12 protein-coding genes and 1 riboswitch are annotated in these 10,997 nt (G+C 72.4%); of the genes, 7 read left to right on the forward strand and 5 right to left on the reverse strand.

Annotated elements, in window-relative coordinates; genetic code table 11:
• Positions 1-310: 310 nt before the first annotated feature.
• Genes gcvP through gcvT form a run of 3 tightly spaced genes read right to left on the reverse strand, consistent with a single transcriptional unit; the run spans position 311 to position 4,756 of the window.
• Positions 311-3,232 (reverse strand): aminomethyl-transferring glycine dehydrogenase, encoded by a 2,922-nt coding sequence (gcvP, locus tag DEJ09_RS08920; RefSeq protein ID WP_111088221.1) that lies wholly within the window; start codon positions 3,230-3,232, stop codon positions 311-313.
• Positions 3,229-3,606 (reverse strand): glycine cleavage system protein GcvH, encoded by a 378-nt coding sequence (gene gcvH / locus DEJ09_RS08925; protein WP_111088222.1) that lies wholly within the window; start codon positions 3,604-3,606, stop codon positions 3,229-3,231. The genes gcvP and gcvH overlap by 4 nt, the downstream gene beginning before the upstream one ends.
• A gap of 4 nt (positions 3,607-3,610) precedes the next feature.
• Positions 3,611-4,756, reverse strand: a complete 1,146-nt coding sequence (gene gcvT, locus DEJ09_RS08930; RefSeq protein WP_111088223.1) for a glycine cleavage system aminomethyltransferase GcvT — start codon at positions 4,754-4,756, stop codon at positions 3,611-3,613.
• 49 nt (positions 4,757-4,805) lie between these two features.
• A riboswitch (glycine riboswitch) is annotated at positions 4,806-4,911 on the reverse strand.
• A gap of 230 nt (positions 4,912-5,141) precedes the next feature.
• Between gcvT and DEJ09_RS08935 the strand changes: the two genes are divergently transcribed.
• From DEJ09_RS08935 to DEJ09_RS08950, 4 genes are read left to right on the forward strand one after another with little or no spacing between them, the layout of a single operon-like run.
• Positions 5,142-5,516 (forward strand): BlaI/MecI/CopY family transcriptional regulator, encoded by a 375-nt coding sequence (locus DEJ09_RS08935; protein WP_111088224.1) that lies wholly within the window; start codon positions 5,142-5,144, stop codon positions 5,514-5,516.
• A 13-nt stretch (positions 5,517-5,529) separates the two neighbouring features.
• A complete protein-coding gene (locus DEJ09_RS08940; RefSeq protein ID WP_111088225.1) occupies positions 5,530-6,267 on the forward strand; it encodes a M48 family metalloprotease in 738 nt (245 codons plus the stop codon).
• Positions 6,268-6,307: 40 nt separating this feature from the next.
• On the forward strand, positions 6,308-6,790 hold the full coding sequence (locus DEJ09_RS08945) for an FBP domain-containing protein (protein WP_027464546.1): 483 nt from the start codon (positions 6,308-6,310) through the stop codon (positions 6,788-6,790).
• On the forward strand, positions 6,787-7,041 hold the full coding sequence (locus DEJ09_RS08950) for a hypothetical protein (RefSeq protein ID WP_111022602.1): 255 nt from the start codon (positions 6,787-6,789) through the stop codon (positions 7,039-7,041). The genes DEJ09_RS08945 and DEJ09_RS08950 overlap by 4 nt, the downstream gene beginning before the upstream one ends.
• Positions 7,042-7,087: 46 nt before the next feature.
• Here DEJ09_RS08950 and DEJ09_RS08955 read toward each other — a convergent pair whose 3' ends face one another.
• Positions 7,088-7,972, reverse strand: coding sequence for a LysR substrate-binding domain-containing protein (locus tag DEJ09_RS08955; protein WP_111088226.1), 885 nt, complete (start codon positions 7,970-7,972; stop codon positions 7,088-7,090).
• 68 nt (positions 7,973-8,040) lie between these two features.
• On the opposite strand from DEJ09_RS08955, the gene DEJ09_RS08960 reads away from it, so the two are divergent.
• Positions 8,041-8,529, forward strand: coding sequence for a GNAT family N-acetyltransferase (locus DEJ09_RS08960; RefSeq protein ID WP_111088227.1), 489 nt, complete (start codon positions 8,041-8,043; stop codon positions 8,527-8,529).
• 63 nt (positions 8,530-8,592) lie between these two features.
• Positions 8,593-8,778, forward strand: a complete 186-nt coding sequence (locus DEJ09_RS08965) for a hypothetical protein (protein ID WP_017887087.1) — start codon at positions 8,593-8,595, stop codon at positions 8,776-8,778.
• A 105-nt stretch (positions 8,779-8,883) separates the two neighbouring features.
• Here the strand turns inward: DEJ09_RS08965 and DEJ09_RS08970 are convergent, their stop codons facing one another.
• Positions 8,884-10,071, reverse strand: coding sequence for a MalY/PatB family protein (locus DEJ09_RS08970; protein WP_258373847.1), 1,188 nt, complete (start codon positions 10,069-10,071; stop codon positions 8,884-8,886).
• Between the two features lie 111 nt (positions 10,072-10,182).
• On the opposite strand from DEJ09_RS08970, the gene DEJ09_RS08975 reads away from it, so the two are divergent.
• Entirely contained in the window at positions 10,183-10,959 is a 777-nt protein-coding gene (locus tag DEJ09_RS08975) for an isocitrate lyase/phosphoenolpyruvate mutase family protein (RefSeq protein WP_111088229.1), read from the forward strand.
• Positions 10,960-10,997 lie beyond the last annotated feature (38 nt).

Below are 10,997 nucleotides of genomic sequence, written 5' to 3' on the forward strand. Positions count from 1 at the left end.
CTCGGGGGCTGCGTCGAGCGGTCAGGACATGCCGTGGGTGGCGCGCCGAGTGGTCACGAACTGTCGGTGGGAGCTGGTCCGGACGACGGTTCGTGACCGCTCGGCGGAACTGGGCGGGGTGTCGTGACCAGCCGGGACGGGACCGTGCCCCGTCGGACCCCGGCCGACCCCGGCCGACCCCGGTCGGACACGACCGTGCCGCCGGCCGGACACGACCGTGCCGCCCGCCGGACGCGACCGTGCCCCGTCCGGAGGACCGGACGGGGCACGGAGCGCACGGCGACGACGAGGGTGTCGGCGCCGGTCAGGATCAGGCGAACGCCTCGATCGGCGGGCAGGCACACACCAGGTTGCGGTCCCCGTACGCCTGGTCGATCCGACGCACCGGCGGCCAGTACTTCCGGCCGCTGATGCCCGGCAACGGGTAGACGGCCTGCTCGCGGGTGTAGGCGTGCGCCCACTCCCCCGAGATCACCGACGAGGCGGTGTGCGGCGCGTGCACCAGCGGGTTGTCGTCCGCCGGCCACTCCCCGCGCTCCACCGCTGCAGCCTCGGCCCGGATCGCGAGCATGGCGTCGACGAAGCGGTCGAGCTCGGCGAGGTCCTCGCTCTCGGTCGGTTCGACCATGAGCGTGCCCGCCACCGGGAACGACATCGTCGGCGCGTGGAACCCGTAGTCGACCAGGCGCTTCGCGACGTCGTCGACCGTGATGCCGGTGCTGTCACGCAGCGGGCGGAGGTCGAGGATGCACTCGTGCGCGACCAGTCCGTCGTCGCCCGTGTACAGCACGGGGAACGCGTCGCGTAGACGGGCCGCGATGTAGTTCGCCCCGAGGACCGCGGCCTCGGTCGCACGGGTGAGACCCTCGAGCCCCATCATCCGGACGTAGGTCCACGTGATCGGCAGGATGCTCGGGCTGCCGTACGGCGCCGCACTGACCGGGCCGCCGGCGTGGGCCAGGCGGTCGTCCGCCTCGGCAGCGGTCGCGCCGGAGCGCCGGTCGGCCTGCTGCGCGAACGGGTGACCGGGCAGGAACGGTGCCAGGTGTGCCTTCGCGGCGACGGGTCCCACGCCGGGGCCGCCACCGCCGTGCGGGATGCAGAAGGTCTTGTGCAGGTTGAGGTGCGACACGTCGCCGCCGAAGTCACCGAAGCGGGCGTGGCCGAGCAGCGCGTTGAGGTTCGCGCCGTCGACGTAGACCTGGCCGCCTGCGTCGTGCACGGCGTCGCAGATCTCACGGATGTCGTGCTCGTAGACGCCGTGGGTGGACGGGTACGTGATCATCAGCGCCGCGAGGGTGTCGGCGTGGGCGGCGACACGGGCCCGGAGGTCCTCGAGGTCGACGTTGCCGTTCTCGTCGCAGGCCACCACGACGACCTTCATGCCGGCGAGCACCGCGGACGCGGCGTTCGTGCCGTGCGCGCTCGACGGGATCAGGCAGACCGTCCGGTCCTCGTCGCCACGAGCCTGGTGGTACCCACGGATGGCCAGCAGCCCGGCGAGCTCGCCCTGGCTGCCGGCGTTCGGCTGCAGGGACACGGTGTCGTAGCCGGTGACCTCGGCGAGCCACGACTCGAGGTCGCCGATCATGTCGAGGTACCCCTCGACGTCCTCGCGCGGTGCGAACGGGTGGATGTTCGCGAACTCCGGCCAGGTCACGGCAGCCATCTCGGTCGCCGCGTTGAGCTTCATCGTGCAGCTGCCGAGCGGGATCATGCCGCGGTCGAGCGCGTAGTCCTTGTCGGACAGGTGCTTGAGGTACCGCATCATGCGGGTCTCGCTGCGGTGTGCACTGAACACGGGGTGCGTCAGGTAGTCGCTCTCGCGCTGCAGGGCGGCCGGGAGGCCCGTGGCCGCGTCGCGCACGGCGGTCTCGATCGCGGGGACGGTCACGTCCACCGCCCCGAGCACGCCCGCCAGCGCCACGACGTCGTCGGGCGTGGTCGTCTCGTCGGCGGACAGCTGGAACGTGTCGGCGTCCACGACGTGCAGCAGGTAGCCGGTGTCCTGCGCTGCCGCGACGATCGCCTCGGCGCGACCGACGGCCCGCAGGGTGAGCGTGTCGAAGAAGGCGTCGTGCACGACCTCGACCCCGGCGTCACGCGCCACGGCGGCGAGTGCACCGGTGGTCCGGGCGACCCGTCCGGCGATGAACCGCAGGCCCTCGGGCCCGTGGTAGACCGCGTACATCGAGGCCATCACGGCGAGCAGGACCTGCGCGGTGCAGATGTTGCTCGTCGCCTTCTCTCGGCGGATGTGCTGCTCGCGGGTCTGCAGGCTGAGGCGGTAGGCCATCTGACCGTCGGCGTCGAAGGACACCCCGACCAGGCGACCGGGGAGCTGGCGCTCGAGGCCGGCGCGCACCGCGAGGTAGCCGGCGTGCGGGCCGCCGAAGCCGAGCGGGACGCCGAAGCGCTGGCTCGTCCCGACGGCCACGTCGGCACCCAGGTCGCCGGGGCTGGCGAGCAGGGTCATCGCGAGCAGGTCGGCCGCGACGACGGCGATGCCGCCACCGGCGTGGACCCGCTCGATGACGGACGACGGGTCGACGATGCGGCCCGAGGCGCCCGGGTACTGCAGGATGACGCCGAACGCGCCGTCGAGCTGGTCGTCGCTCGGGCCGTCGGCAGCGTCGAACGCGCGCAGCGTGATGCCCACGGCGTCGGCACGGTGGTCGAGCAGTGCACGGGTCTGCGGCAGCAGGTCGGCGTCGACGAGGAACGCGTCGCCCTTGACCTTGGACGCGCGGCGGGCGAGGAGCATGCCCTCGACCACGGCGGTGCCCTCGTCGAGCATCGAGGCGCCGGCGGTGGCCATGCCGGTCAGGTCGGACACCATCGTCTGGAAGTTGATGAGCGCTTCGAGGCGGCCCTGCGAGATCTCCGGCTGGTAGGGCGTGTACGCCGTGTACCAGCTCGGGTTCTCGAGCACGTTGCGCTGGATCACCGCGGGCGTGTGGGTGCCGTGGTAGCCGAGGCCGATCATGGCGCGGCGGACGGTGTTGCGGCCGGCCTTCGCGCGGAGTTCGGCGAGCGCCTCGGTCTCGCCGACGGCAGCCGGGATCACCGAGTCGGCGACGGGGCCGACGTGGATGGACTCCGGGATCGCCGCACGGACCAGGGCGTCGAGCGACGGCTGCCCGACGACGTCGAGCATGGCCTGCTGGTCAGCCGGGGTGGTGCCGATGTGGCGGTCGGCGAAGGACGTCTGGAGGTTCTCGAACGCGGTCATGCGATGGAGGCCCGGTACGCGTCGTGGTCCATCAGGTCCTCGGGGACCGAGGTGCCGTCGACCTTGATCTTCACGAGCCAGCCGGCACCGAACGGGTCCTGGTTGACGGTGTCGGGGGTGTCGACGACGGCGTCGTTGACCTCGACGACCTCGCCCTCGATCGGGGCGAAGAGCTCGCCGACGCTCTTGGTCGACTCGATCTCGCCGATCTGGTCGCCAGCGGTGGTGGCGGTGCCGACGGCGGGGAGCTCGACGTAGACGACGTCACCGAGCTGCTCGGCGGCGTGGTCGGTGATGCCGACGGTGACGGTGTCGCCCTCGACGAGCAGCCACTCGTGGTCGGCCGTGTACTGGAGTGCGGTCTGGTCGGTCATGGGGTCAGCCTTTCGAGGCGCGGCGGTAGAAGGGGAACGCGGAGACCGTGCTGGGGACGGCAGTCCCGCGGACGTCGATGTGGAGGACCTGTGCCCCGTCCGACACGGCGGCGAGCGCGGCCGGGTCGACGAAGGCCATCGCGACGGGGTGTCCGAGCGTCGGCGAGAGCGCGCCCGAGGTCACGGTGCCGACGACCGTGCCGTCGAGCACGACGTCGTAGCCGGCTCGGGGAGCACGGCGGCCCTCGGTCACCAGACCGACGAGCATCCGGGCGTCCGCGGACAGGGTGACGCCGGCCGCACCGACGAAGTCGCCGTCCTTCGCGACGACGCGGCCGAGGCCGGCCTGGGCCGGACGGACGTCGGTGCCGAGCTCGTGCCCGTAGAGGGGCATGCCGGCCTCGAGTCGCAGGGTGTCGCGTGCGGCGAGCCCGGCGGGGACGACCCCGCGGTCGGCGCCGGCCTCGAGCAGGGCGTCCCAGAGCACCGGGGCGGTGTCCGGGTCCGTGTAGACCTCGAAGCCGTCCTCGCCGGTGTACCCGGTTCGGGCGACGAGCACGTCGGCACCGTCGAACAGCGCGTGCAGCACGCGGTAGTAGCCGAGTTCGTCGAGCGGGGTCTCGGGCTGCAGGCGGTCGGTGACGACGAGCGCGTCGAGCGTGCCGGCAGCCGCGGGGCCCTGGATCGCGACGAGGGCCGTCGTGTCGGAGTCGTCGGAGACCTCGACGTCGAACCCGTCGGCCCGGGCGGTGAGCGCGGTGACGGCCACGTCGCGGTTGGACGCGTTCGCGACGACGAGGAAGGCGTCGTCGTCGGTCCGGTACACGACGAGGTCGTCGAGGATCCCGCCGTCCTCGGCCAGCAGCAGCGAGTACTTGGCGCGGCCGATCGGCATCGTGCCGAAGGACCCGGCGAGCGCGTGGTCGAGGAAGGCGACGGCATCGCTGCCGGTCACCCCGATCTCGGCCATGTGCGAGAGGTCGAAGACCCCGGCGGCCTCGCGCACGGCGTGGTGCTCGGCGAGGTCCGACGAGTAGCGCACGGGCATGCGGTACCCGGCGAAGTCGGTGAAGGTCGCACCAGCGGCCTCGTGCACGGCTTCGAGCGGCGACGAACGCTGACCCGGCGTGGGCAGTGGGGACGGACTCATGGCGGAGTTCTCCTGGCATCGGCAGGGCCCGGCGACGATCGCCGGGTGGAACTCCCCCTCTGTCATGGGCCTGAGAGTTTCACCGCGGCCCGTGAGGTCCGGCGGCTTTCACCGTGGGCGAGACGACCGAGCGTCTGCTTTTCAGAGTGGCCTGTCCGCTGCGGTGTGGGACCTGAGAGATTGACGGGGGGATTGCTCCTTCGGTGCCGTGCGTGCGCCCGAGGGCACGATGTACCCAGAGGCACGACGTACCCGGAGGTACGTGCACGGCGTCTCCCGCGACGGATGAGCGGCCGGTGTGTTCAGTTGTCCGCGACGAGCATACCGAGGCCGCGTTTCGAGCGTGTGTCGCGAGCGAGCCTTCGACATCTCGTAGAATGCGGGGATGGCCGGACAACGATCGCGCCCCCGCGGGCAGCTGGAGCAGGCGGTGCTCGACGCCCTCCGCTCCGCCGACTCCGGGCTCACCGCACGCCAGGTGCTCGACGCGTTCCCGGAGCCCCGCCCCGCGCTGACGACCGTCCTCACCGTGCTCGACCGCCTCGGCCGCAAGGACCAGGTGGAACGGGAGCAGCACGACGACGCTCCCCTGACGTTCCGCGCCGTGCACAGTCGCGACGAGCAGACCGCGTCGCTGATGTCGAGCGCACTGGCCGCATCGTCCGACCGCGAGGCCGCACTACTGCAGTTCACCGGCTCGCTCGCCTCGGACGACCTCGAGGCCCTGCGCCGCGCCCTCGACGCCCGCGCCCGCTCCTGACCGGCCGCACACCGTGGTCGTCGCCGGCATCGCGCTCATCGTCCTCGCACTCGCGGTGGTGGTGTTCGCGCCCCGGGTCCTGACCCGTTCCGCCTGGACGATCGACCTGCCCCGCACCGCGCTGGTCTGCTGGTCGGTCGCGGTCCTGCTCGGCGTCGTCGGCTTCGTGGCCGGCATCACCCTCGTGGTGCTCGCCGACCGTCCGGTCACCGAGCTGTTCGGCGGGGACGGCTCCCCCACGCACGGCTTCAACGTCGGCGTCGCGCTCCTCGCGGTCGTCGCGTTCGTCGTCGCGGTCCGGGTGCGCCCCGGCCCGGAACACGAGGCCGTCCGGCGGGCGATGCGTTCCGGCGTCGCCCCGCACCGCGAGATCGACGGCACCCCCGTCGCCGTCGTCGAGGCCGACCACGCGCTGGCGTGCGCCGTGCCGGGTCGGAGCGGTGGCGTCCTCGTCAGCACCGGCTTGGCAGACCGGTTGCGCACCGACGAACTGGAGGCCGTGGTCGCCCACGAACGCGCCCACCTGACCCAGCACCACGCGGCTGCGGTCGCGGTCGCCGAATCGATCGAACGTGCGGTCCCGTGGGTGCCCGGTGCGCGCGCCATGGCGCGGTCGACGCGTGTGCTCGTGGAGTTCGCCGCGGACGACGCGGCGGCCCGTCGCGTCGGACGCGACGCCCTGCGCCGGGCGGTGCTGGTGGCGGACGGGAGCAGCGCGCTCGGCGCGATCCGCGCCTCCAGGCTGTCGTGACGCACCATGTGTCGGGGGCGAGGCATATGGTGATCGGACCGTGAAGCCACTGACCGAAGCCGACATCCGATCGTCGTTCGTGAACGCCACCCCCGACGAACTCGCACAGCTGCCCATCCCGGGCCTGCACGAGACACTCTGGGACGAACGCGAGTTCCTGGGCTGGCGCGACCCGCAGGCCGCCCGCCGCGGGTACATCGTGTCCTGGATCGACGAGCGCCCCGTGGGCATCGTCGTCCGGTCCGCCGGTGGCTCGCTGCGCCCCGGCATCGCCGCGATGTGCTCGTTCTGCCACTCGCCGCAGCCCGCGACCCAGGTCCGGCTGTTCTCCGCAGCGCGTGCCGGCGAGTCCGGGCGCAACGGCAACACGATCGGCACGTACATCTGCGAAGACCTCGGGTGCCCGATGCTCATCCGCACCGCGCCCCCGCACCTGAACCCGCCCGCGACCATCGCGATGCGTGGCGCCTCCCTGCTGCAGCGCGTGCAGAACTTCACCGCGGACATCACCAAGACGGCGTGAGCCGGTTCGGCACCGCCCGCTGGGCCGTGGTCGAGGAACTCGGCGACGGCCGGTGGCGACTGACGCTGCGGGACGAGGCCGACGACGAACTCGGCGCGTTCGGTCTGGGCGTCGAGGGGCCGTGGGACCCCGACGTCGAGCCGCACGTCGGGTTCGTGCTCGTGCAGCTCGGCCTGACGTTGCGCGGGGCTCGGCCGTGGCGGCTCGACGAGCTCGGTGACCACCGGGCGCCCGTCCTGTCGCTCGGCTGAACGAGGACGCCCGGACGGCTTCCGCTCGCGCAGCCGGTCCGCTCGGTCAGTCCGCGGCGACGAAGTTGCGCAGGATCTCGCGGTCGTCGTCGGCGCGCATCGCCCAGGCGAGCTCGCTGCGGTGGTCGCTGCCCTCGAGCGGCAGGAGTGCCACCGTGTCGGGTGCGGCGCGCGCGGCACTCTCCGGCACCACCGTGACACCGAGGCCCACCCCGACCAGGTGCAGCACGGTCGCCCAGGTCGTGGCCTCCTGCACGATGACGGGCAGCCGGCCACCGGCGGTGACCGGCGCGAGGTTGCGCTCGGTCGCCAGGGCCCCCGCGACCGCCGGGAAGAACACGAACGGCTCGTCGACCAGCTCGGTGCCGCGGATGCGTTCGCGGTCCGCCAGGCGGTGCCCGCGCGGCACAGCGGCGACGAACGCCTCGGACCGGAACGGCAGCAGGCGCACGGCGGGGTCCGGGTCGGCATCGCGGACGACGGCGAGGTCGAGCTCGCCGCGGACGATCCGTGCGAGCAGGGTCGACGAGTACCCCTCGGTCAGTTCGACCCGGACCAGGGGGTAGCACTCCCGGAACGCCTGCACACGTTCGATCGGTCCGAGGGGCAGCGCGGAGACGACGAACCCGACGTCGAGCCGACCGACCTCGCCCCGACCGACCCGCACCGTCTCGTCGAGGTCCCGTCGCACCTGCCCGAGCAGCGACCGCGCACGGCCCTGCAGCACCCGGCCGGCGGCGGTCAGGGCGACGCTGCGGCTGGTCCGGACGAACAGGTCGACGCCGAGCGCGCGTTCGGTCCGCCGGATCTGCTGGGACAGTGCGGGTTGCGCGATCCGCAGCTGCTCGGCCGCGCGGCCGAAGTGCAGCTCGTCGGCGACGGCGAGGAACGCCCGCAGCTGCCGGAGGTCGACGTCCGGTTCTCGATCCATGCACACAGGCTATCGATCAGCGCGAACGAGTATTGGACGTGACTGCATCGTCGATCGAGGATGGATGCATGCCCGAAGCGACCTCCACCGTCACCATCGCCGACCTCGCCACCCCCGCGGACACCGAGGCGTTCCGCACGCTCAACGAGGCGTGGATCACCCGGTACTTCACCCTCGAGGACGAGGACCGCGTGTTCCTCTCCGATCCCGTCGGCCGGGTCGTGGAGCGGGGCGGCGCCGTCCTGGTCGCCCGGCTCGACGACCAAATCGTTGGGTGCATCGGGGTCGTGCCCACCACCCCCGGCGTGTTCGAGCTCGTGAAGATGGCGGTCTCCCCCGACCACCAGGGGCACGGGACCGGGCGGAAGCTCATCACCGCGGTGCTCGACCGGGCACGCGAGCTCGGCGCCCGCCGCATCGACCTGGAGAGCAACGCACAACTGGCCAGCGCCGTGCACCTGTACGAGGCGTTCGGGTTCCGGCACCTGCGCGCGGACGAGATCGCCCCGAGCCCGTACGTCCGGGCCGACGTGCACATGACCCTCGACCTGCACTGACGTTCGACCTGCACCGCCGTTCGACCTGCACTGACGGCGCCCCGGTCCCGGTACGCTCGCGGCATGGCGACGTACGAGGTGCAGGCGGTCCGCGAGGCCGGCGCGTGGCAGGTCTTCATCGACGGCTTCATGGTGACCGAGGTGTCCCGGTGGCCGTCCGTCGGGTTCGTGGCCCGCGAGCTCCTCGCGATGGATCGTGACGACGACCTGCGCATCCGCGTCGTCGGCCGCAACCAGTACGTGGCCTGACCGCAGCGGGCTCGAGTGTGCAGAAGACATCGAGTGCGTGCAGCCGACCCGACGTCTTGTGCTCACTCGATGCTGCGTAGCCGGCAAACGACGCCGTTGCGCAGGTCAGGCGACGTGCCAGACCAGCCCTTCCTGCGCGCTCGACGGGTACGCCGAGGCGATCCGGAACACGGCCTCGCGCAGAGTCTCCGGTGAGCACGCCAGGTTGAGCCGGACGAATCCGCGCCCCTCAGAGCCGAACCCGAGCCCGGAGTTCAGCGCGACGTACGCGTTCTCGCGCAGCGGCACCGCGGGGTCGTCGCCGAGGCCGATGCCCCGGAAGTCGAGCCACGCCAGGTACCCGGCGCGCGGCCGCGTGTAGACGACCCCGGGCAGGTGCTCGGCGAGGAGCTTGGCGAGCAGCCGGTCGTTCGCCACGATGCGTGCCACGACGTCGTCGAGCCAGTCCGTCGCCAGGGTGAACGCCGCCAGGTTCGCGTGCAGCCCGAGGATGCTCGTGCGGCAGGCGACCTCCTCCCACAGGGTGTCGAGGAGCGCGGCGGTCCGGGGATCGCCGGCGACGATGACCGAGCACTTCACACCGGCGAGGTTCCAGCCCTTGCTCGCCGAGGTCGCGCACACGCTCCGGGCACCGAGCGGCTCGGCGACGGCGGCGAACGGGGTGAACTGCACGCCGGGGTGGGTCAGGGGTGCGTGGATCTCGTCGCTGATGACGAGGACGTCGTACTTCGCAGCGAGTTCGGCGATCGCGACGAGGTCGGCCCGGTCGTGCACGAGCCCGACCGGGTTGTGCGGGTTGCAGAGCAGGAAGACGCCGACCCCGCCGGCGAACGCCCGCTCGAGGCCCTCGAGGTCGAGCCGGTACTGCCCCCACTGCTCGAGCAGCGGGACCTCCTCGACCTGACATCGGGCCTCTTCGACGAGCTCGAAGAACGGCGGGTACACCGGCGGCGTGATCGCGACTCGGCCGCCGTCCGGCAGCGCGAGCCGGAGCGACTCGACGATCCCGACGCTGACGTCGGTGGCCAGGTGGATGCGCGACGGATCGATCTCCCAGCCCCAGCGGTCCAGCGCGAACTGCGCGAACGCGGGAGCGAGCGGACCGGGGCCGTCGAGGTACCCGAGGTCGGACTGCGAGACCCGTTCGATCAGGGCCTGCCGGATCGCCGGCGCGACGTCGTGGTCCATCTCGGCGACGAACAGGGGCAGCACGTCGGGCGCGTACCGCGTCCACTTGATGCTCGTCCGGACCCCGCGGAGCGTGCCGACCGGGTCCTGCTCGTCGCTCGCCATGCGTCCCAGCATGCCCCTGCCGGGAGGCCCGGCGCGACTCCCGACGTCATCCCACGTCGTCTTCGGCTGGGCTTGCGGCCGGGGCCCCCCCGTCGGCCTACTGTCGGCAGCATGAGCACGAGCACCGCCGACAAGGCCGTCACCCTGAAGCAGCTGCACGAAGCCCCCGAGATCCTGCGCGTCGTGAACGTGTGGGACGCGATCACCGCCAAGGTCGTCAGCGACCTGCCCGGCACGAAGGCGATCGCCACCGCCGGGCACTCGATCGCCGCGTCGTACGGCTACGAGGACGGCGGCATGCCCCTCGACCTCGCCCTGTCCGGGGCGGCGATCGTCGCCGCCGCCACGGACCTGCCGGTCACCGCCGACCTGGACGACGGCTACGAGGACCCCGCCGAGACGATCCGCCGCGCCATCGGCTCCGGCATCGTGGGTGCCAACGTCGAGGACCGGCTGCGCCCCTTCGACGAGGCCGTCGCCCGCGTCGCCGCGATCACCGCAGCGGCACAGGCCGAGGGCGTCGACTTCCAGCTGAACGCCCGCACCGACGCGATCGTGCGCGGCGGCGAGCGCCCGATCGACGAGAGCATCGAGGACGCGATCGCCCGCGGCAAGGCGTTCCTGGACAACGGCGCCGCCCTGGTCTTCGTGCCCGGCGCGGTCGAGCGTTCGGTGGTCGAGCGACTCGTCGCCGGTCTGGGCCGCGGCAAGCTCTCGGTCATCGGCCTGCCCGGCGCCCTGCCCGCCGCCGAGTACGAGGCGCTCGGCGTCGCCCGCATCTCCTACGGTCCGCTCACGCAGCGGGTCGCGCTGCGCGCGCTCCGCGACCTGGCGACCGACCTGTACGCCGACGGCGTCGTGCCGGAGGACACCCCGACCCTGAACTGACGGAGCAGACGGACGGGAGGCCCGTGGCGGTGTCGCCA

Origin of the sequence: Curtobacterium sp. MCLR17_055, from assembly GCF_003234305.1 — a bacterium.
GTDB classification, from domain to species: Bacteria; Actinomycetota; Actinomycetes; order Actinomycetales; family Microbacteriaceae; genus Curtobacterium; species Curtobacterium flaccumfaciens.

Bases quoted from the DNA above. Each gene is read 5' to 3' on its own strand.
- gcvH (WP_111088222.1), bottom strand. From the start codon at position 3,606: ATGACCGACCAGACCGCACTCCAGTACACGGCCGACCACGAGTGGCTG.
- gcvT (WP_111088223.1), bottom strand. From the start codon at position 4,756: ATGAGTCCGTCCCCACTGCCCACGCCGGGTCAGCGTTCGTCGCCGCTC.
- DEJ09_RS08960 (WP_111088227.1), top strand. From the start codon at position 8,041: ATGCCCGAAGCGACCTCCACCGTCACCATCGCCGACCTCGCCACCCCC.
- gcvP (WP_111088221.1), bottom strand. From the start codon at position 3,232: ATGACCGCGTTCGAGAACCTCCAGACGTCCTTCGCCGACCGCCACATC.
- DEJ09_RS08975 (WP_111088229.1), top strand. From the start codon at position 10,183: ATGAGCACGAGCACCGCCGACAAGGCCGTCACCCTGAAGCAGCTGCAC.
- DEJ09_RS08965 (WP_017887087.1), top strand. From the start codon at position 8,593: ATGGCGACGTACGAGGTGCAGGCGGTCCGCGAGGCCGGCGCGTGGCAG.
- DEJ09_RS08955 (WP_111088226.1), bottom strand. From the start codon at position 7,972: ATGGATCGAGAACCGGACGTCGACCTCCGGCAGCTGCGGGCGTTCCTC.
- DEJ09_RS08970 (WP_258373847.1), bottom strand. From the start codon at position 10,071: ATGGCGAGCGACGAGCAGGACCCGGTCGGCACGCTCCGCGGGGTCCGG.
- DEJ09_RS08935 (WP_111088224.1), top strand. From the start codon at position 5,142: ATGGCCGGACAACGATCGCGCCCCCGCGGGCAGCTGGAGCAGGCGGTG.